Origin of the sequence: Halosimplex pelagicum (genome assembly GCF_013415905.1) — an archaeon.
GTDB classification, from domain to species: Archaea; Halobacteriota; Halobacteria; order Halobacteriales; family Haloarculaceae; genus Halosimplex; species Halosimplex pelagicum.
The window spans coordinates 1,038,410-1,057,436 of the sequence record NZ_CP058909.1 but is presented as its reverse complement, the minus strand read 5'-3'; the positions used below and the strand labels follow the sequence as shown (position 1 = coordinate 1,057,436).

Here is a 19,027-nt window from a genome sequence, read left to right as displayed (position 1 = left end):
ACGGCCCGCCGTCGCCGGGTTCAGTCCGGCCGGAGCCCGCCGTCTTCGAGCGCGTAGCGGTCGGGGAACCGCTCGCCGAGCCGGGGGTCGTGACTCACGACGACGAGCGCGGTGTCGAACGTCTCGTGGACCGAGAACAGCGTCTCCAGGACGGCGTCGGTCGTCTCGGGGTCGAGCTGGCCCGTGGGCTCGTCGGCGAGGACGACGCTCGGCCGGTTGGCCAGCGCGCGGGCGATGGCGACCCGCTGGCGCTCGCCGCCCGACAGCGTCGGCGGTCGCCGGTCGGCCAGGTCGGCGATGTCGAGGCGGTCGAACAGCGTGTCGAGCCACGCCTCGTCGACGTCGCCGGCGTGTTCCTGGGGCGCCCGCGCGTTCTCGTAGGCCGTGAGGTCGTCGACGAGCCGGAACGACTGGAAGACGAACCCGAGGTGGTCCCGGCGCAGCGCCGCCCGCTCGCGCTCGGAGACGGCCGCGGCGTCGCGCCCGCGGACGGCGACCGACCCCGAATCGGGCGTCGTGAGCAGCCCGAGCACCTCGAACAGCGTCGACTTCCCGGCGCCGCTCTCGCCGCGGACGAGCACCCGGGCGTCGTCGGGGATCTCGACCGAGAGCCCGTCGAGCACCCGCCTGTCGCCGCGGACGACCGACACGTCGCGCGCGGCGAGGACGGGGTCGGCGCTCACGGCGCCACCCCCGAGCCGATCGGGCGACACTCGCCGGGGCCCCACCGGAGGACGATCGGCGAGTCGGCGCCGCCGGCGTAGACGACGTCTCCGTTCACGGTCCACTCGTCGTAACGGCGTTCGGATAGCTGGACCGGTCCGGCGTGGGTCGGCGCGCCGACGGTCGTCCACGAGGCCCGGGCGAGCGTCGGACAGTCGGGGGGCGGTGCCGCGCCGCGGAGCCACGCGGCGGTCGGCGCGTCGGTGACCGCGGCGCCGCGGTAGTTGTACGCGACGTACGCGAGGTGGTCGTCCGCGGCCCACCCGCCGTCGACGCGCTCCGTCGCGAACGTCGCGGCGTCGAACTCGTCGGGCTCGGTCACGGGTTCGAACGGGAACGCCGCGAGCCCGGCGAACGGGAACGGCGCGGAGACGAGCACGGCCGCCACGACGGCGACCGCGACGACCCGCCCGCGGGCCGGCCGACGGGCGCCGTACCACGCCAGGGCCACCGCAGTCGCGACGGCGAGACCGAGGTGGGCGTACGTCGTCGACCGGACGAACAGATCCAGGTACGCTGGCGTCCGACCGCCGGTGAGCGCGAAACCCATCGCGGCGAGCGGGCCGACGAGCGCCGCGAACATCCCCAGTCCGCGCTCGCTCGCCAGCCGCGGGAACCCGCCGGCGGCGACGACGACCACCAGCAACAGCGGCAGCGTGAGCGCGACCAGCAGCGGCGGGGTGGTGGCCTCGCCCGGGAATATCGAGACGACCGCGTTGACCGCGAGGACGACGACACCGCCGGCGCAGACGGCCAGCGGGAACCCGCGCTGGACGCGCCGGGGAGCGATATCGAGCCACCGCGCCAGCGCGACCGCGAGGATCGCCCAGGCGAGAAAGAGCCCGAGCGAGCCCGAGACGGCGCTGGCCCGCGGCAGGTCGACGGCCTCGTAGTAGCCCAGCGAGAGGAGCCAGAACCCGGCGACGCCGACGGCTCCGCCGACCGCTCGCCGGAGCGTGAACCGGCGGGCGACGCCGAGCGCGACCAGCGTCGTGGCGACGAGCCCGGCCACGACGGTCGAGAGGTTGTGCGCGAACGGGAACAGCAGCCCGAGCGCGACGCTTGCGCCGAGCCAGCGACGCCGGCCGGTCGCGAGCGCCCGGTGGAGGGCGAGGACGAAGCAGGCCAGCAGCGCCAGGCCGTACACCTCGGCGTTGACCGACATGGTCCGGAACAGGTAGGGGCCGTTTACCGCGAGGACGAGGCCGGCGAACGCCGCGGCCCCGCGCCGGTAGGCCCGCGGGAGGTCGGCGGTGAGCGACCGGGCGTAGGCCATCGCGACCAGCGACGGGACGACCCCGAGGCAGGCGACCAGCGGCTGGACGACCGCCATCGGTTCGAGCCCGACGACCGCGCCGGCCGCCGCGATCAGCGTCACGAACAGGTACGCGTCGGGCTCCGGGGCGGCCGGTCCGGTCAGCGCCACGCCGTCGGCCGCGAGGGCCTGCTCGGCGGAGCTGACGAACACGAACGCGTCCGTGTTGTACGGCAGCGGCGAGAGGTGGAGCGACGACAGCCGGGTCGCGATCCCCACCGCGACGACGGCCGCGACGAGCAGGGCGTCGAAGCCGCGGTCGGTCACGATCCCCCTCCGAACAGCCGCGACGGGTCGACCGAGCTGTACCACCAGGCGACGGCGCCGGCGCTCGCGAGCGCGAGCGCCAGCGACCCCAGCGCGAGCGGGCCGACGACGGCCACCGGGAGCGCGGCCGCCACGCGGACGCCGAACACGGTGAACGCCCCCGCCCGGGAGAGGGCCCACAGCGCCGCTCCCGCGAGCGCGACGCTCGCGAGGGTGGCCGGGACGCCGATGCGGACGGCGTCGCCGAGCACCAGCCGGGCGATCCGGCGAGGGGTCGCGCCGACGGCCCGGTGGACGCCGATGTCGCTCCGGCGGGCCTGGACGGCGTCCGCGAACGCAGCGACCGTGCTCCCGGTCGTCATCACCGCGCCGAGGCCGACCAGCGTCGCCAGCACCAGCCAGAGGTTGCCGAAGACGCGCGACAGGAGCCCGCTCGTCCCGGTCGCGCCCGAGACGCGGCCGCTCGACGCGAGCGCGCTCGCCAACCGGTCATCGCCGGCCACCCGATACGACCGCTCGACGACGGCCTCGCCCGCGGTCGCCCGGACGGTGTAGCTCCCGGGCGGCCTGGGGTCGAGCGTCGCCGTCCGCGTCACCCCGCTCCCGGCCGGGATCCGAACGGATTCGGCCACGTCCGTGCCCGGACCGGCGATCGTCGCGGTCCGGTCGAGCGCGGTCGCCCAGGGGTTCGTCAGCCGGAGTCGGACTGTCGGCTCGGTGAGCGCGCCGGTTCCGTTCGGCACGACGAGTCGGGCCCCCGGAGTGCGGGGCGCGCCGGCAGCCGTCCGGATCCGGCCCGTCGCGGTCCGGTCGCCGGCGCTCGCCCGTATCGCGTACGCCCCGGGCGTCGCCGGCAGCCGGAGCCGCGCCACCCCGTCTCCGTCGGTGCGGGCCGTCCGGTCCCCGACCGTCACCGTCGCGTTCGTGACCGCCTCGCCGGCCAGCGTCCGGACCGGGAGCCGGAGGGTCGCGTTCGGCGGCCCCTCGTCGGGCAGCGGCGGGAGCGTGAGCGTCTCCGGCGCGAGGACGCGAACCCGCCGCGTCGTCGACTCGACGGTCACCTCCCGGACGCCCTCGCCCGTCGCGTCGAACTCGGCGACGACCGTCCGTCGCTCGTCCGGGCCGAGCGACGCCTCGACCCGGCGAGTCCGGTCGCCGAACCGCACGCGGACCGCCCGCGTCGCCCGCTCGGCGCCGACGTTCCGGAGGTGGACCCCGACCTCGACCGTCTCGCCCCGGGCGACCCGGTCCGGCGTCGTCGCGCCGAGGACGACGACCCCGTCGGTCGACTCGTTCGCGGCGGGCTCGCCGAGCCGGATCAGGTTCGCGTACCCCGGATACACGTCCGAGAGGTGGCGGGCGAGCGAGGGGGCGACGAGCAGGTGGTCGTCGGCCGCACCGCTCGCGTCGAACGCGCCGACGACCTCGACGGTGGCGACGGCGCGCCTCGTGCTCCCGCCGAGCGCGAGCGTCTCGCCCGGTTCGACGCCGAGCGTCCCAGCGAGGTCCGCGCCGACGACCGCTTCGTCGGTCCCGTTCGGCGGGCGCCCCGAGACGATGCGGGCGTCCGAGACGGAGCGATACGCCTCGAACGACGCCCCGCGGGCGGGGAACGGTCGGCCGTCGTGGACCAGAAACAGGAGGATCTCGGCGCTGGCGGGCGTCCCCGACCGCCGGAGCACGTCGGCGTAGCCGGCCGGGACGCGGCTGTCGACCGGGTGGAGCGCGTCCGGCGCGACGATGGTCGAGCCCCCCTGGCTCCCGGTGGCGCCGACGCCGCCGACGACGCCGCCGAGCGCGACGACGACGAGGACGAACGTGACGAACACGGCGAGGGTGGCCGTCGTCGGCACGGCCGCCCCCGCCGGCAGCAGCGACGGGCCGCGGAGCCACTCCGGCAGGCCGCCGAGCCGCTCCGACAGCCACTCGGGGGCGAGTATCCCGTCGGAGAGCGACGGCAACCATCTGCCGGCGTCGGGCGGCGGGTCGAGCGGCGCGCCGCGCGTGACCGAGCGCGAGGCGAGCGCGCCGGCGGCGACGCCGACGGCGACGAACACCGCGCAGACGCCGGCGACGAGCGGCGCGCTCCGCGGAGTGATCCCGAGCGGGAGGCCCACGGGAAGCCCCAGCGTCACCGCGCCGGCGGTCACCGCGTTCGGGACGACGACGCCGACCGCGTAGCCGAGCGCGACGCCCGCGAGCGTGAGCAGTCCCGCCCGGGCGGCGACGACGAGCCCGATCCGTCGCGGGGTGGCCCCGGTCGCCCGGAGGACGACGAGCGCCTCGCGGCGGTCGCGGACCGTCATTCGCGTGACGCTGAATACGACGACGCCGACGAGGACCGCGGCGCTCAGACAGACCACCGCGAGGACGCCGAGCATCTGCCGGGTGCCCGCGAGGAAGAACGCGAGCGCCCCGGTCAGCGGCGCCCCCTCCCCGGGAACCGACGACGCCGCCGGGCGCACGCGGAGCGCCCGGTCGGCGCCCACCTCCCGCACCGTCGCCGCGTCGGTGACCAGCCACGAGTCGGGGAACACGTCCGCCCCCGCGCGGCGGTCGACCCGCCGGTCGACCGCGCCCCGGTCACCGACGAGCGTGACCCGCTCGCCGGACACCGGCCCGGCGACGCCGTCGGGGGCCGAAACGCCGTCGATTCCGTCGGGGGGTGTCGAACCGTCGTCGGTCTCATCGGGAGGTGTCGATGCGTCGTCGCTCCCACCGGCGGGCACTCCGACGACCGTCCGCCGCTCGCCGTCGACCGTGACCGTCGCCAGCGGCAAGGCCGTTCCGGCGTCCGTGGCGGTGCCGGGGTCGCTCGTCAGCGTGACCGCCGTCTCGGCCCCGTGTTCGCCCGCGATCGCGGTCGTCTGCCCGGCGACCCCGAGCAACACGAGTACCGCCCCGACCAGGAACGCCGTCGCGACGGCGACCACCAGCACCGCGAGCTGGTCGCGGGCCGACCACCGGGTGACGAGCGCCCGTGCGTAGTTCATCGGGTACGGACCGTCGTTGTCCGACCCACCGCGGTTCCGGCAATATATCTTGCTGTCGAACACCACGGGACCGCGGTCGCGGGCGCCGAACGAGGGGCCGGATGCGACTCGGTGGCTCCGTCACCCGTCGCTCGTCTCTTACCTACCGAGGCGCCCCTCACTCCTCGTCGCCGGCGTCGGCCGTCCACTCGCCGTCGTCGAAGACCAGGACCGTCTCGAACAGCTCGCTCAGCCGGTCGATGGTCTCGTCGTCGTGGGCCTGCGGGTCGAGGTGGTAGTGGGCGATGGCGTCGGTCGCCGCGCACCGCTCGGTCACCACGTCGAGGAACTCGACCGCGCTCTCGACGTCGACGTACTGCAACAGCGTCGTGAGCGACTGGAAACAGACGACGACCGTCTCGCCGGACCCGTCCCACTCGTCGAGACAGTCGGCGACCCGGATCCCGAGGCGCGTCAGGTTGTGGGGGGAGCCGACCCGTTCGACCGACCGGTCGGCGTCGGGGCCGGCCGTCTCGTCCGTCCGGTTCGAGCGGGCGTCGGCGTCGACCGCGACGATCCGCATCCGGGTCGGGTAGGCGCCGGCGATCCGCTGCCAGGCGTCGACGTGGTCACCGGGAGACTGGGTGAAAAGCACCGAGAGCGCGTGTACGTCGGTCGACCCGTCGGGCGTCAGCAGGTCCAGACAGGCTCGCGGCTCCGCGCCCGTGAACGACGGGCAGCAGACGAGCACGTTGTCCCCGGGTCGTATCGACGTCTGCGACTGTTCGGTGACGGAACACATGCAGGTGTGTTCGTGCTACCCGGCTATCCGTCATAAATCTACGTGTCGGCGTTCGAGTATCGGCCTGGTCGACCATGTCCCGGCCGCGTGACCGCCGTTCGGCCTGGCCGATATCGTTCGCTCAGGAGTTTCGGACGAGGGGTTCGTACCACTCGCGATTCTCGCGGTACCACTCGACGAACGCCTCGACGCCCTCGCGGATGGTGTAGGTCGGCTCGTAGCCGATCAAGTCGTTGGCCTTGGACACGTCGGCGTGGCTGTGGTCGGCGTCGACGTCGTAGGCGTCGGTGTGCTCGACGTCCAGCTCGGGCGCCAGCTGGTCGCGGATCTCCGTCGCGAGCGTCTCGATGTCGATGTTGTCGGTGCTGCCGACGTTCATCACCTCCCCGTCGGCGGCGTCCGTGTCGAGCAGCGCGCGGTTGGCCGCGAGAACGTCCGCGACGTAGGTCATGTCGCGGGTCTGGGTGCCGTCGCCGTAGACGACCGGCGGCTCGCCGTTGAGACAGCGCGAGACGAAGTTCGAGATAGCCATGTTCGGCCGCATCCGCGGGCCGTACACCGTGAAATACCGCAGCGCGACCGCGGGGACGCCGTAGCGCTCGGCGTACACCATCGCGTAGCGCTCGCCGGCCAACTTCGAGGCGCCGTAGGGGCTGATCGGCGTCGTGAGGTGGGCCTCGTCGTAGGGGAGATAGCGCGGCTTGCCGTACACGGACGAACTGCTGGCGAACACCAGCCGTTCGATATCGTGCTCGCGGGCGGCGTCCAGCACGTTGAGCGTGCCGTCGACGTTGACCTCGTCGTACTTGCGGGGGCTGTAGTCGGTGCGGACGCCGGCCTGGGCGGCCTGGTGGTAGACGTAGTCGGCGTCGTTCACCAGGTCGGCGACCAACTCGGCGTCGCGAACGTCGCCCTCGACCAGGTCGTAGCTGCCGTCGCCCGCCTCGGCCGCTTCCCGGCCGACCTCGACGTTGTGGTCTTTGATCCGCGTGTCGTAATAGGGGTCGAAGTTGTCGAGGACGACCACGTCGTGGCCGTCGGCGGCGAACGCTTCGGCGAGGTGGCCGCCGATGAAGCCGGCGCCACCGGTGACGAGGACTCGCATTATCGTATCGCTCACTCGACGGGAGAAAAACCCATCGGCATGATCCGGCCCTTTCCCGACAGTCCGCCCGACCCGAATCGCGGCCACCGCCGGCGTCCCGGTCGTTAAATAGAATCGACTCGTCAGACACACCCATGGAACGCACCGGAGACGCCGATCCCGAGTTCCCCGTCCCGGTCCAGCGGCTTCGGGCGCGGCTCGACGAGGCACCGGTACGAGTCGCGATCCTGTTCGGCTCCCACGCGACCGGCCGAGCCCACGCCCGGAGCGATCTCGATATCGCCGTCGAATTCGAGGGGGTCGAACCGGGAGACCCCGAGTACAACGAGACGTTCCTGGGTCTGAGTGCGGACCTGAGTAGGTTGCTGGAAACCGACGATATCGATCTCGTCGATATCCGGTCGCTGTCGCCGTCGCTCGCTCGCTCCGTCTTCGATACCGGTGTGCTCCTAGTGGGGACCGAGAAGCGCGTCGAGACACTGCGTGGGACACTCCTGAGCGACGATCCGGACGAACGCTCACCGCACGAACGGTTCGACGACGCGCTCCGCCGGATCGACGAACACCTGACATGAGCGACGACCTCCCTGCAGACCGCCTCCAACGGATCCTCGATGCCGCGGACACTATCGAGGATTCGCTCGGTGTCCTGGCCCGGAAACGCCGAACGGTCGACCGCGAGACGTACAGAAACGATTCCGACACCAGAGATGTCGTCGAGCGGCGATTCGTGAAGACGACCGAAGCCGCACTCGACATCGGAACTGTGCTTGTCGTTCACGAACTCGGTCACCCGCCAGAGAGCAATCCGGAGACGATGCAAGCACTCAGTGACATCGACGTGCTCTCGGACGAGTTAGCCGACGAGATGGCTGCCGCGGCGAGATTCCGGAACGTACTCGCACACACGTACGGCGATGCTATCGAGGACGAGATGGTGTACGACGCACTCGAAGACCTGGAGCGGTACCAGTCGTTCCTGGTCGCCGTTCGGGAGTATCTCGACGCGATGGGCGCCCTCGGCGAGTGAACGGCGTGCCGGACGGGGAGCGCTCACTCGGCGGTGGCGTCGGCCTGGTCGGCGTCGTCGTCCGCCTCGACGGCACCCGCTTCCTGCAGCCGTTCTTCGGCGGACTCGCGGTCCTCGGGGTAGCCCACGTCGGTGCGCCAGCCGTCCATGCGGATGGCGTCGATCGTCCGCCCGGAGTGGATAAGCAGGTCGATCGCGTCGGAGATCTCGTACTCGCCCCGATCCGAGGGCTGGACGAGGTGGCAGGCGTGGAGGATCTCGGGGGTGAACGTGTAGAAGCCGGTCATCACGAGGTTCGAGGGCGGGTCGTCGGGCTTCTCGATCACGTCGGTGATCTCGCCGTACTTGTTGGTGTCGCAGACGCCGTACCGGGAGGCCTCCTCCCAGGGGACCTCCTCGACGAGGAAGGCGGCGTCGGCGCGCGATTCGGCCTGGCGGTTGACGACGTCTTCGAGGTTGGCCTGGAAGATGTTGTCGCCGAGCATCAGCATGAAGTCGTCGTCGATGTGGTCCTCGACGGTGAGCAGCGCGTGGGCCAGGCCCTTCTGCTCGCGCTGGTGGGCGTAGGTGATCGGCACGCCCGCGAACTCGTCCTCGTAGTGGTCGATGATGGCCTGTTTCTTGTAGCCGACGACGACCAGCAGTTCGTCGGCCCCGAGTTCGACCAGCTGCTCGAAACAGTGCGTGAGGATCGGCTTGCCTGCGACTTCGACCATGCCCTTGGGCTTGTCCTCGGTCAACGGACGCAGCCGCGTCCCCTCACCGGCGGCCAGCACGACGGCTTGCATACCCACCACTGGTTTGTCACCGCGTAAAACTCTTGTCCGACGCTGTCGGAACGATACCCCGAGATCCGTCGGGGGAGACCGCGCCACGCCGGGGGAGCCTCGCGACGGCTCCGCGGCGGCGGCACGCGTCTCCCGGCAGCAGGCCCTTCGGCGTCGAGGCCCAAACGGGCCCGATGGCTCACTCCGACGACCGGACGGGCTTGGAGCGCTCGCGGATCGGCTGGTGGCTGTTCGTCGCGCTGCTCGCCGCCGTCGCGGCGTACCTGGCCTGGCAGTTCGTCGGGCTGCTCGTGCTGGGCGTGTTCGGCTACTACGCCACGCGTCCGATCAGCGACCGGGTCGGCGAGGTCGTCGATACCGACTGGCTCGCCGCCGGGATCACCGTCCTCCTCGTGCTCGTCCCGGTGATCGCGCTCTCGCTGTACGCGGGCTACCAGCTCCTCCTCGCGCTCCAGGGGTTCCTGGCCGGGAGCGTCGACCCGCTCGCGCTCCTGGGGCAGTACTTCGGTCTCGGCGACGTCTCGCTCGCCGAGCGCCAGTCGCTGGCGCGCGCCCTCGAAAACCCCGACGAGTTCCTCACGAACCCTCGCCAGAAGGTCGTGACGGTGGTCCAGACCGGCCGAACCGTCGTCTCCGCGGTCGCGGGCACGTTGCTGTTGCTCGCGCTCTCGGTCACCCTCTCGTATTTCCTGCTCAAGTACGACGACGACATGGCCGACGCGCTCCGGCAGCTGTTCGGCGGCCGCAACACCGTGGCCTACGCGTACGCGACGGCCGTCGACACGGACCTGAAGTCGGTCTTCTTCGGCAACCTCCTGTTCGTCGCCGTCATGTCCGTTATCGCGGGTCTGGCCTACCTCGGGACGAACCTCCTCGCCCCGGCGGGGCTGGAGGTTCCGATGGTCGCCGTGCTGGCGTTCCTGACTGGCGCGGCGAGCCTGATCCCGCTCGTCGTCGGGAAGATCGTCTACGTCCCCGTGCTCGCGCTGCTGGCCGTCCAGGCCGTCAGGTCGAGCGGGTCCGCCCTCGCGTTCGTCGGCGCCACCGCCGTCGTCTACTTCCTCTCGCTCGACTTCCTCCCGCAGACGTTCCTCCAGCCGTACATCTCCGGTCGGCACCTCGACGGGATCATGCTCATGTTCGCCTACCTGCTCGGGCCCGTCCTGTTCGGCTGGTACGGCTTCTTCCTCCTCCCCATCGTCTTCGTCGCCATCCTGGAGGCCGTCCGGATCGTCCTCCCGGAACTGCTCCACGGCGAGCGGCTCACCCTGGACGCCTCGATGGGGGGGTCGGTCGGTTCCGACCCCCAGTCCGAGGGCGACGTCCCCTCCGACGAGTACGCCGAGAACCGCTTCGAGGAACGTGACCCCCAGTCGTCGGCCGACGACGACACCGGACCCTCCGACTCCTCGCCGAGCAACTGAACGCGCCGCTCGATACGGCCGCCGTGCGACCGCCGGACCGACCGTCAAACTTAGCCTCCGAGAGCGAGTCATCGCCACGCATGGACGACTCCGCCGCCCTGCGCCTGACCCTCCGCCGCTGCACCGCGGTCGTCGTCGTCGGCCTCGGGCTGATCGCCGCGAACACGCACCCCTACGACCCGAGCAACAGTTTCGGCTACCTCCTCGCCTACCTCGCCGTCGGCTATCTCGCCCTGAGTCTCCTCGTCGGCTTCGTCCGGCGAGGCGTCGAACCGGCCGACTCGGCTCGTGGCTCGTCCTCCGGCGGCGACGGCGGAGGAAGCGACGACGATTCCGCCGACGGCGGCGACCCCGAGCCCGACGAGGGCGGCGACTCCGACGACCCGGACCGCCCGCCGGCCACGACCGTCGGCGGCGAACACTGGTAGTCGGGCAGGTGCCGTTCGAGCCGGTCGACCGACAGGTTTAGCCCCAAGCCGGTCGCGCCGGTTCGCATGGACGACGCGGCAAGCGCGGACGACATCGCCGCCCTCGGTCGGACGATCCGCCGCTGTACGGCCGTGCTCGTGGTCGCGGTCGGCATCCATCTAATGGCCGTCACGCCCAGAGAGGGGGGTTGGGGCCTCCTGCTGGCGACCGTTGCCGGGTTCTACCTCTTCGCGAGCGTCACCTACGTCGACGGGGACGACTCCGTGGCCGACGACGACGGGCGCGGCGACGGGACCGACGACGCCGAACGCGACGAACGGACAGAGGCGCGGTCGGACACCGGTGGCTGACGGCGAACGCGCGGACCGCCAGTTTTTCTCCGTCGCCGTCACAGGGGTCCCCATGGACGACACCGCCGCCCTCCGCACCACGATCCGCCGGTGTACGGCGTTGCTCATCGCCCTGCTCGCCTCGGCGTTCCGTCCGCTGAGCGACTACCAGTACGACGGCACGGTCTTCCTGGCGGGGGCGGTGATCTACCTCGTCGTGAGCGCGCTCGGGCGATTCCCCGGGGAGGACCCGATCCTGGAGGTTTCGCCCGCGGACCCCGAGCGGGAGGGGCCGACCGATCCCGCGGAGACCGACCGCGAATCCGCGGAGACCGACCGCGACTCGTGACGTAGCCCTTAACCGCTCGGCTCGCGTACCCCGGGGTATGACCGACGACCGGGACGACCACGAGTTCTCTTCGGGGCAGGGCTTCGGCGACCCCTACGAGGGGTTCGACATCGACCCGCCGGAGTTCCACGTCGACACCGACAGAGTCGACCCCGTCGACTCGCGGGCCGTCACCGACCTCCTCGACGAGCGCAACCTCGCGTCCGACGAGGTCGACGCCGACCAGCTGCTCGACGTGGGGCTGAGCTACATCGGGATCAACCGCTACGAGCAGGCCACCGAGGCGCTCGAACGGGCCGCCCAGTTCGCCGACGACGAGAAGATCGAACAGGAGGCTCGGACGAACAAGGGCGCCGCCCACGCCGAGCTGGAGGAGTGGGACGCCGCCATCGGCGCCTACCGCGAGGCGCTGAACATCGACGACGACTCCGAACACGCCGCCACGGCCGAGACCAACCTCGCGTTCGCCCTCTGGGAGTCCGGCCGCACCGAACAGGCGCTCGAACACGCCGAGCGCGCCGTCGAGGTCGACCCCCGCTTCGCCCAGGGCTGGTACAACCGCGGCTTCTTCCTGCTGGAGCGCGGCCTCGCCGAGGACGCCCGCAACGCCTTCGACAACGCGATCCGGCTGGGCTTCCGCAACGCCGAGATTCTGGAGGAGAAGGCCCGCGCGCTGGAGGAGCTCGGCGAGGACGACCGCGCCGAGGAGCTGGCCGAGGAGGCCGACGAGCTCCGCCAGGAGGCCGAGGCGGAGATGATGGAGTAGGCGATGCTGCTCAACGAGCGCGACACCGACGAGGGGCTGCTCGTCTCGGTCTGCGACCCCGAGGACCTGGGCGAGACCTACGAGAACGGCAGCGTCTCCCTGACCGTCGAACCCGACTTCTACGACGGCGAGGAAGCGTCGGAAGACGAAGTCGTCGACAGTCTCAAGCGCTGTACGACGGCCAACCTCGTCGGCGAGGAGACCGTCGACCTGGCCGTCGAACACGGCTTCGTCGACGAGGAGAACGTCCTCGAACTCGACGGGACGCGCCACGCGCAACTGCTCTGGATGTGAGCGCGGGCCAGCGGGTGCGACCGGAAGGTTTCTGACCCTACATCGAGTTGACAGCTGTATGACCGACCGCGATAGCGGCAGCGACGAACCGGCGGATCTCTCGGAAGAGGGCGACACGCCGGCCTCCGACGGCGGTGTCCCGGCCGGTATCGACGAGGACGAACTGTACGAGATCGTCCACGACGCCGTCGAGGACGCGATCCTCGGCGTCGTCGGTACGCTCCTGTTGCTCGGGATCGGGTTCGTCTTCCTGACCGCCGGCGTGTCGGCCGCCCTCGGTGCGATGTCGACCGCGGCGTTCGGCATCGGCCTCACCGTCTTCGTCGTCGGGCTCGTGATCTTCGTGACGACGCTCAGGGGCGTCCTGCCGATGAGCGAGTGGGTCTGAGCGGTCGAAACCCCTTTTACTGTCACTCCGGTAGTGGGAACAGAGGTGATACAGATGGGAACGCGGACGGGCGAGGGGGACGAAGACGGGGAGCGGGTGACGCTCCGCGTCGACGACCGGGGGCGAATCACGATCCCGAAAGCCGTCAGGGAGCGACTGGGGATCGAGCCCAACGAGGAGGTTCCGGCGGAGTTGCGCGGGTCGGTGCTCGAGATCGATCCGTCGCCGAGCGGGCGACTGGAGACCGCGACTGCGGGCCGCGACGACTGGGCCGACAGCACGCCGACCGACGCGGGCGAGGCGCTGTTCGGTCCGATGGAGACGGACGGCGAGGAATGAGCGAGCGCGAGGAGATCCCGGCCGAAGTCTCGATCCTCACCGACGTCAACGTCGTCGCGATAGGACTGACCGACGACCATCCCGCACACGACGGCGTGTTTCCGTGGCTCCGTGACGCGCTCGACGGACCGAACACCCTGCTCGTGCCCGATTACTACCCGCTTCGGGCGCAGTACATCATGACCCGGAACTTCGACGTCGAGACCGTCGCAGCGCGAAACGCCGTCCGCTCGCTGCTTTCGAGCCCGGCGCGGATCGTCGGTGCGACCGATGCTGTCCTCTCCGACGCCTACGACATCAGCGCCGAGAAGGACCACGACGTGTACGACTCGTTCGTCCTCGCGATGGCACGCGCTCACGAGGCCGACTACCTCGTCACGACCGACGACGACTTCGAGGAGCTCTGTGCGGACGAGTCCGTGGCGTACCGAAATCCGATTCCGCCCGGCGAGCGCGACCGGCTCTCGCTCGCCGACGGGTAGCTTTCCGAACCGCCAACGCAAGTTCGCGCGAACCGAAGGAATGTTGCCCGTCGAGCACCTCCCTTCGAGCAATGGGAGTGTCAGAATCGGAGTCGCTCGACGTCGAGCGCATCCGCGAGGACTTTCCGATCCTCGAACGGGAGTTCGCGGGGGAGCAGCTGGCGTATCTCGACAACGCGGCGACCAGCCAGACGCCCGACCAGGTCGTCGACGCCATCGCCCACTACTACCGCCACACCAACGCCAACGTCCACCGCGGGCTCCACCAGCTGAGCCAGGAGGCCTCGATCGCCTACGAGGACGCCCACGACCGCGTCGCCGACTTCATCGGCGCCGACGGCCGGAAGGAGGTCGTCTTCGGGAAGAACACCACCGAGGCGATGAACACCGTCGCCTACGCGTGGGGACTGGCGGAACTGGAACCGGGCGACGAGGTGGTCATGACCGAGATGGAACACCACGCCGCCCTCGTGACGTGGCAGCAGATCGCCAAGAAGACCGGCGCCGAGGTGAAGTACGCCCGCGTCGACGACGACGGGTACCTGGACATGGACCACCTCCGCGAACTCGTCACCGACGACACGGAGATGGTCAGCGCCGTCCACGTCTCGAACACGCTAGGCACGATCAATCCCGTCTCCGACATCGCCGATATCGCACACGAGCACGACGCGCTCTGCTTTATCGACGGCGCCCAGTCGGTCCCGCACATGCCCGTCGACGTGAAGGCGATGGACGCCGACTTCTTCGCCTTCTCCGGCCACAAGATGTGCGGTCCCACGGGCATCGGCGTCCTCTACGGGAAAGAGCACCTGCTGGAGGAGATGCAGCCGTATCTCTACGGCGGGATGATGATCGAGAAGGTCACCTTCGAGGAGTCGACGTGGCACGAACTCCCCTGGAAGTTCGAGGCCGGGACGCCGCCGATCTCCCAGGGTATCGCGCTGGCCGAGGCCTGCGACTACCTCGACGACATCGGCATGGAGAACGTGCAACGGCACGGCGAGGCCCTGGCCGAGTACGCCTACGATCGGCTCTCGGAGTTCGACGACATCGACATCCTCGGTCCGCCGGGCGACGACCGGGCGGCGCTGGTGTCGTTCAACCTCGGGAACGTCCACGCCCACGACGCCTCCGAAATTCTGAACGACTTCGCCGTCGCGGTGCGGGCCGGCGACCACTGCACCCAGCCGCTCCACGACAAGCTCGGCATCCCCTCCTCGACGCGCGCGAGCTTCTACATCTACAACACCGAGGAAGAGGTCGACAAACTGGTCGAGGCGCTGGACGCGGCGCGGGAGCTATTCGCGTAGGGCGGTCACTGTCCGGCGCCTCCGGCGCCGGCTGTTCGCGGCGAGCGACGCGAGCCGCGCTTTTTCGCCCACGTTTTTGCCGACGGGGTTCCCCGCAGGGAGCGAAGCGACCGAGGAAACCCCGTCTGGAAAAAGGTGGTCGCACGAACTGGTCGAGGCGCTGGACGCGGCGCGGGAACTGTTCGCGTAGCTCGGTCGCGGTCACTGTCCGGCGCCGTCGGCGCCGGTTCCTCGCGGCGAGCGAGCCGCTTCGATCGGTGTTTCGCGCCTCGCGAACTGCGAGGGGGGCTTATTAGAACGGGCGGGAAACGGTTGGGCGTGAGCGATGCGCCGCCACCGGAGGAGACCCTCGCGCTGCTGGGCGACGAGTACGCCCGCGCGATCCTCATCGCCACACGGAGCGAACCAATGACAGCCGACGCCCTCGCGGAGGCGCTCGACGCCGCGCCCTCCACCGTCTACGACCGTATCGACGACCTGACCGGTGCGGGCTTTCTCTCCGAGGTGACCCGCACCGACGACCGGGGCAACCACTACGCCGAGTACCGCGCTCGGCTCGACCGGCTCGGGCTCGAACTGACCGACGAGGGGTTCGAACTCGCGGTGAGCCACCGCGACCGCGACGAGACCGCCGCCCGCCTGCACGCCCTCTGGAGTGATCTGCGATGACCGCGGCCGGCACGCTCTCGCTGCTCACGTCGCTGGTTCAGGGCCTGGTCGTCGTCGGGACGCTCGTGGTCGTCGGCAAGGCCGCGGTCGCCTACCGCCAGCACGACAGCCGCCCGATGGCCCTGCTGGCCGCCGGACTGTTTCTGGTGTTGATCGCGCCGCCGGCGTTCGAGGCGCTGGTCGGCGCGCTGCTGGACGGCACGCCGCTGACCGGCCCCGTCGGGGGCGATCGGTCGCCGACCGCGGCGACGCTGTGGGGATTCTTCCTCGTCGAGGAACTCATCCGACTCGCCGGCGTCGCCGCGCTCCTCGGATCGTTGTACGTCCGGGAGTGATACCGAACGGATGCGATAGCGGTCTGCGGTCGCGGGTGCGGTAGCGGTCTGCGGTCGGCGTCAGCATCCGGCGCCGGAGGCGCCGGTTCACCGCTCGCGCCGACGGCGCGAGCGGCCTTTTTCACCCATGTTTTTGGTAGCGAGGGACCGGGGCTCCCTCGGACCATGCGAACGGGCGGCGGAGCCGCCCGTGAGCAGACGGAGGGGTGGCGCGGGTTGCCCACCCCTCCGCGAAAAAGATGGGGTTTATGCGCCTCTTGCCGCTAGGGGCGCGCGTGGAGTCGCCGTTCGACGTTCTCTCGGTCGAACCGGATGCCGACGAGGAGGCGATCAAGGAGGCCTACCGGGAGCGGATCAAGGACGCCCATCCCGACCACGGGGGGTCGGCCCGCGAGTTCCAGCTCGTCAAGGCCGCCTACGAGGAACTCAAAGACGGCGGGAGCGAAGCGGTCGGCGAGGACGGGGACGAGGGCGACGACCGCTCGCCGTCCGAGCGGGCCGAAGCCGCGGCGGCGCCGGGCGAGAACGGGGCGGAACCGCGCCGCGAGCAGCGCTGTCGGGTCGAGTACCTCAACTACGAGGTGCTCGACGACCGCGGGTGGGACCTCGACGACGAGGACCTGATGGAGACCGCCGCCGACGGCGGGCTCGACCGCGAGGACTACGGCCAGTTCTGGGTCCGGCCGCGCGAGTCGCTGCTGGAGGCCGCCGAGCGCCACGGGTTCGCGTGGCCCTTCGCCTGCCGCGGCGGCGCTTGCGCCAACTGCGCGATCATCGTGCTGGAGGGCGATATGCGGACCCGCGTCGACCACGTCCTCCCCCAGGAGATGCTCGACCAGGGGTTCCAGCTCTCCTGCAACGGGATGCCCGTCACCGACGAACTGCAGGTCGTCTACAACGTCAAGTCGATGCCCGAACTGGAGGATCTGCTGCTCCCGCCGCGACCGTTCGAGCAGGCCCACGACGACTGACGGCGCGAGCGTACTGCCGGCGAGTCAGCCGCCGAACTCCCAGCCGGCGCTCTCCAGGCGCTTCTCCTCGACGCGGTCGCGCTCGGTCTCGTAGTCGTCGGCGTCGTGGTGGGGGCGCTCGCCGGCCAGGTCGCGGGCGCGCTCGAACCACGCCTCGGCGTCCTCGTAGTAGTCGCCGGCCTCGTCGGTGTCGTCGGTCTCGTCGCCCTCGCGTTCGAGCGCGGCGGCGTGGGCGCTCATCGCCTCCAGCAGCCCGGCGGTGACCCAGGTGAGCTGGTACTCCAGCGCGTCCTCGGAGACGGGCGCGTGGCCGTTCCAGCCGGCGTCGGCGGCGGCGCGGTAGCGGTCGAACGCCTCCTCCCAGGCGTCGACGGCGACGGTCGCCTCTTCGGCGTCGAGCGCCGTCTCGCAGCGCCCAACGGCGTCGTCGAGGAACCGCTCGCCAGACCCCCTGAGGTCGGCTTCGAGGGCGTCCAGCCGGCTCCGGGCGCCCTCGGGCACGTCGTCGACATCGTCGATCACGTCGCGGGCCTCCTCGACGGCCTCGGCGGCGTCGACGTACGCCTCGCATGCGTCGCCGTAGCGGCCCTCGTCGAGCGCGGCCTCGACGGTCTCGTATCGGGACTCGGCGCGGTCGAGCCACGAGTTCACGCGGGTGTGAGCCAGCTCCGTGACGACCTCCTGGATCTCGGCGCGGATCTTCTGTTCGGGCGCGCGGTCCTCGCGAGTGGCGCAGCGGCGCGCCTGGGAGAACTGCGAGCGGGCGGCCAGCGCGTGCTGGTTGGGGTCGGCGCCGCGCTCGCAGGCGTCCTCGTAGGCGGCGATGGCGTCGCGGGCCTGCGCGAGCGCGCTGGACATGTCCGCCCACGACGAGCCGACGTTGCTGATGTAGTCCTCGGCCTCCTCGGCGTCGCCCTCGTCGGGGTCGAAGACGACGCTCTCGTCGTACGTCTGGATCTCCAGTTTGCTGTTGATCAGCCCCTTGCGGACGTGGCTGGTCTGCAGCCGGTTCATCTCGAAGGCGATCTCGGCCGTCTCGGGCTGGTCGCCCAGCACCCAGAGCACCCGCTCGTCGGTCACGAGCATGTAGGCGCCGTGGCCGCCGCCCGATTCGATCGTCGTCGTTCGACCGTCCTCCGTGTGCTCGATCGTGCCGTCGTTGGCGAGCGCGTGCTGCAGCTCCTCGCCGTCGCGCAGCAACCCGTCGAGGTGCTCCGCGTCGACTTCCCCCGACCCACCACCGGATATCGCGTCGTTTACTCGGTCGAACATTGCCCTGTGGTTGTGCTGTATTTCCGGGACGGTAGGTAATAAACTTCGGTGTAGATTCACGGCGCGAAACCGCCAGGCGATCGGGTGGTATAGAACGCAGACGCCGAAATCGCTCGGCCGCGTGACAACGGGTCCCTCGGAATCCTTTTCCGCGGGTAGGGCATATCCTCGGCCGACAATGGGTATCGGCGGCTCGGACATGTACCGACAGCAGATCCTCGACCACTACAAGAACCCGCGCAACTACGGGGAACTCGAGGAGGCCACGTTCACCCACGTCGGCGAGAACCCGATGTGCGGCGACACCATCGAGATGGACGTCGTCCTCGACGACGACGAGGAGGTCATCGAGCGCGTCGCCTTCCGCGGCGACGGCTGCGCCATCTCCCAGGCCTCCGCCTCGATGCTCTCGGAACAGCTCGCGGGCATGGCCGTCGAGGACCTGGAGGAGATGGACAGAGACGACGTGATCGACATGCTCGGCGTCGATATCTCGCCGATGCGCGTCAAGTGCGCCGTGCTCGCCGAGAAGGTCGCACAGGACGGCGCGGAGATCTACTTCGACGAGTTGGACGTCGACAAGACGACCACCGAGGACGACGAGGACTGACTTCGCGGGCCGGCCGATCCGGACCGCCGATCCGCTATTTTCCGCGCCGCCGTCG

23 protein-coding genes are annotated in these 19,027 nt (G+C 70.7%); 16 read left to right on the top strand and 7 right to left on the bottom strand.

Features of this window, described 5'->3' with window-relative positions:
* Window positions 1-20: 20 nt before the first annotated feature.
* The 5 genes from HZS54_RS05470 to HZS54_RS05450 form a co-directional block, all read right to left on the bottom strand.
* Window positions 21-683, bottom strand: a complete 663-nt coding sequence (locus HZS54_RS05470; protein ID WP_179920931.1) for an ABC transporter ATP-binding protein — start codon at window positions 681-683, stop codon at window positions 21-23.
* Window positions 680-2,305 carry a hypothetical protein gene (locus HZS54_RS05465; protein ID WP_179920930.1) on the bottom strand — a complete coding sequence of 542 codons (1,626 nt, stop codon included), beginning with the start codon at window positions 2,303-2,305 and terminating at the stop codon, window positions 680-682. Before HZS54_RS05465 ends, HZS54_RS05470 begins: the two co-directional genes overlap by 4 nt.
* Window positions 2,302-5,298 (bottom strand): ABC transporter permease, encoded by a 2,997-nt coding sequence (locus HZS54_RS05460; RefSeq protein WP_179920929.1) that lies wholly within the window; start codon window positions 5,296-5,298, stop codon window positions 2,302-2,304. Before HZS54_RS05460 ends, HZS54_RS05465 begins: the two co-directional genes overlap by 4 nt.
* 157 nt (window positions 5,299-5,455) lie before the next feature.
* Window positions 5,456-6,079 (bottom strand): DUF7504 family protein, encoded by a 624-nt coding sequence (locus HZS54_RS05455; protein ID WP_179920928.1) that lies wholly within the window; start codon window positions 6,077-6,079, stop codon window positions 5,456-5,458.
* A 121-nt stretch (window positions 6,080-6,200) separates the two neighbouring features.
* Entirely contained in the window at window positions 6,201-7,184 is a 984-nt protein-coding gene (locus HZS54_RS05450; RefSeq protein ID WP_179920927.1) for an NAD-dependent epimerase/dehydratase family protein, read from the bottom strand.
* Between the two features lie 134 nt (window positions 7,185-7,318).
* Between HZS54_RS05450 and mntA the strand changes: the two genes are divergently transcribed.
* Both mntA and hepT read left to right on the top strand, forming a co-directional pair.
* A complete protein-coding gene (gene mntA / locus HZS54_RS05445) occupies window positions 7,319-7,759 on the top strand; it encodes a type VII toxin-antitoxin system MntA family adenylyltransferase antitoxin (RefSeq protein WP_179920926.1) in 441 nt (146 codons plus the stop codon).
* Window positions 7,756-8,214, top strand: coding sequence for a type VII toxin-antitoxin system HepT family RNase toxin (hepT, locus tag HZS54_RS05440; RefSeq protein ID WP_179920925.1), 459 nt, complete (start codon window positions 7,756-7,758; stop codon window positions 8,212-8,214). Before mntA ends, hepT begins: the two co-directional genes overlap by 4 nt.
* A gap of 23 nt (window positions 8,215-8,237) precedes the next feature.
* Here the strand turns inward: hepT and aglF are convergent, their stop codons facing one another.
* Window positions 8,238-9,002 carry a UTP--glucose-1-phosphate uridylyltransferase AglF gene (gene aglF, locus HZS54_RS05435; protein WP_179920924.1) on the bottom strand — a complete coding sequence of 255 codons (765 nt, stop codon included), beginning with the start codon at window positions 9,000-9,002 and terminating at the stop codon, window positions 8,238-8,240.
* 173 nt (window positions 9,003-9,175) lie between these two features.
* Here aglF and HZS54_RS05430 point away from each other — a divergent pair, with 173 nt between their 5' ends.
* The 13 genes from HZS54_RS05430 (at window position 9,176) to fer (ending at window position 17,090) form a co-directional block, all read left to right on the top strand.
* Entirely contained in the window at window positions 9,176-10,426 is a 1,251-nt protein-coding gene (locus tag HZS54_RS05430) for an AI-2E family transporter (RefSeq protein WP_179920923.1), read from the top strand.
* 80 nt (window positions 10,427-10,506) lie between these two features.
* The gene (locus HZS54_RS05425; protein ID WP_179920922.1) at window positions 10,507-10,854 is read left to right on the top strand and encodes a hypothetical protein; all 348 of its coding nucleotides are present in this window, start codon (window positions 10,507-10,509) and stop codon (window positions 10,852-10,854) included.
* Between the two features lie 66 nt (window positions 10,855-10,920).
* Window positions 10,921-11,205 carry a hypothetical protein gene (locus tag HZS54_RS05420; protein ID WP_179920921.1) on the top strand — a complete coding sequence of 95 codons (285 nt, stop codon included), beginning with the start codon at window positions 10,921-10,923 and terminating at the stop codon, window positions 11,203-11,205.
* Window positions 11,206-11,257: 52 nt separating this feature from the next.
* Window positions 11,258-11,533: a hypothetical protein gene (locus HZS54_RS05415; RefSeq protein ID WP_179920920.1), complete on the top strand. Its 276-nt coding sequence runs from the start codon at window positions 11,258-11,260 to the stop codon at window positions 11,531-11,533.
* A gap of 37 nt (window positions 11,534-11,570) precedes the next feature.
* Window positions 11,571-12,299, top strand: a complete 729-nt coding sequence (locus tag HZS54_RS05410) for a tetratricopeptide repeat protein (protein WP_179920919.1) — start codon at window positions 11,571-11,573, stop codon at window positions 12,297-12,299.
* Window positions 12,300-12,302: 3 nt separating this feature from the next.
* Window positions 12,303-12,593, top strand: coding sequence for a DUF424 domain-containing protein (locus tag HZS54_RS05405; RefSeq protein ID WP_179920918.1), 291 nt, complete (start codon window positions 12,303-12,305; stop codon window positions 12,591-12,593).
* A 58-nt stretch (window positions 12,594-12,651) separates the two neighbouring features.
* A complete protein-coding gene (locus tag HZS54_RS05400; protein WP_179920917.1) occupies window positions 12,652-12,981 on the top strand; it encodes a hypothetical protein in 330 nt (109 codons plus the stop codon).
* A 54-nt stretch (window positions 12,982-13,035) separates the two neighbouring features.
* The gene (locus tag HZS54_RS05395; protein WP_179920916.1) at window positions 13,036-13,320 is read left to right on the top strand and encodes an AbrB/MazE/SpoVT family DNA-binding domain-containing protein; all 285 of its coding nucleotides are present in this window, start codon (window positions 13,036-13,038) and stop codon (window positions 13,318-13,320) included.
* Entirely contained in the window at window positions 13,317-13,802 is a 486-nt protein-coding gene (locus tag HZS54_RS05390; RefSeq protein ID WP_179920915.1) for a type II toxin-antitoxin system VapC family toxin, read from the top strand. Before HZS54_RS05395 ends, HZS54_RS05390 begins: the two co-directional genes overlap by 4 nt.
* A gap of 77 nt (window positions 13,803-13,879) precedes the next feature.
* Window positions 13,880-15,115 (top strand): aminotransferase class V-fold PLP-dependent enzyme, encoded by a 1,236-nt coding sequence (locus tag HZS54_RS05385; RefSeq protein WP_425484380.1) that lies wholly within the window; start codon window positions 13,880-13,882, stop codon window positions 15,113-15,115.
* Between the two features lie 318 nt (window positions 15,116-15,433).
* Entirely contained in the window at window positions 15,434-15,784 is a 351-nt protein-coding gene (locus HZS54_RS05380; protein ID WP_246391791.1) for a helix-turn-helix domain-containing protein, read from the top strand.
* Entirely contained in the window at window positions 15,781-16,119 is a 339-nt protein-coding gene (locus HZS54_RS05375; RefSeq protein WP_179920912.1) for a hypothetical protein, read from the top strand. The genes HZS54_RS05380 and HZS54_RS05375 overlap by 4 nt, the downstream gene beginning before the upstream one ends.
* A gap of 275 nt (window positions 16,120-16,394) precedes the next feature.
* Window positions 16,395-17,090, top strand: coding sequence for a ferredoxin Fer (gene fer, locus HZS54_RS05370; RefSeq protein WP_179920911.1), 696 nt, complete (start codon window positions 16,395-16,397; stop codon window positions 17,088-17,090).
* Window positions 17,091-17,114: 24 nt separating this feature from the next.
* Here fer and HZS54_RS05365 read toward each other — a convergent pair whose 3' ends face one another.
* Window positions 17,115-18,362 (bottom strand): hypothetical protein, encoded by a 1,248-nt coding sequence (locus HZS54_RS05365; protein ID WP_179920910.1) that lies wholly within the window; start codon window positions 18,360-18,362, stop codon window positions 17,115-17,117.
* Between the two features lie 178 nt (window positions 18,363-18,540).
* Here HZS54_RS05365 and sufU point away from each other — a divergent pair, with 178 nt between their 5' ends.
* Window positions 18,541-18,972: a Fe-S cluster assembly sulfur transfer protein SufU gene (gene sufU / locus HZS54_RS05360; RefSeq protein ID WP_179920909.1), complete on the top strand. Its 432-nt coding sequence runs from the start codon at window positions 18,541-18,543 to the stop codon at window positions 18,970-18,972.
* Window positions 18,973-19,027: the final 55 nt, after the last annotated feature.